Genomic DNA, 520 nt, shown 5'->3' with positions numbered 1-520 from the left:
CCCGCTCGCACGGCGACCTTTCCGAGAACGCCGAGTACCACGCGGCGAAGGAACTGGCGCAGGAGCGCGGCGGCGGCTGATCTCTGCGCAGGCGCGCCGGGAGGCGGACGGGCGCCTGCCTCGTTAATGAGTTGGCGACCCCAGTCGAGCTAAAGATGCGCCGCAGGACGTCGCGGCGGTCTGCAAGCGCATCGCGGCCGCCCGGGCGATGAACCGGCGGGGCCCCAAGATAACGTTTGCGTTTGCTCCAGGCGGCGTCGCTGTCTCGGCGCCGTCACGACATGCTACCGTGGCGCGCAATCTTGGCTGTAGCCGCTCGGAACCGCGATCGGCATTGGGGGCGCCTATGTTGTCGACGCTCGCGGCCGCCATGGACCTGGCCGCTTTCATGGAGGGGGCGGCGGCAAGCCTTGGCGCGCTGCTGCCGACGCGCGGGCGCGTTCGCCGCGCGGGGGCGGCGACGGCGTGCGACGGGTCCCGCGTGGAGTTCGCGGCCGGCGCGGCCGCCGTCGAGACGATG

At 72.5% G+C, this 520-nt stretch carries 1 pseudogene; it reads left to right on the top strand.

From position 1 onward, the window contains the following. Window positions 1–80, top strand: a pseudogene (locus ACIKT0_RS19935) (transcription elongation factor GreA); the annotation flags it as partial. Between the last annotated feature and the right edge of the window lie 440 nt (window positions 81–520).

Source organism: Hansschlegelia beijingensis (assembly GCF_045505405.1).
GTDB classification, from domain to species: domain Bacteria; phylum Pseudomonadota; class Alphaproteobacteria; order Rhizobiales; family Methylopilaceae; genus Methylopila; species Methylopila beijingensis_A.
This window is presented reverse-complemented; position numbering and strand designations above follow the sequence as displayed.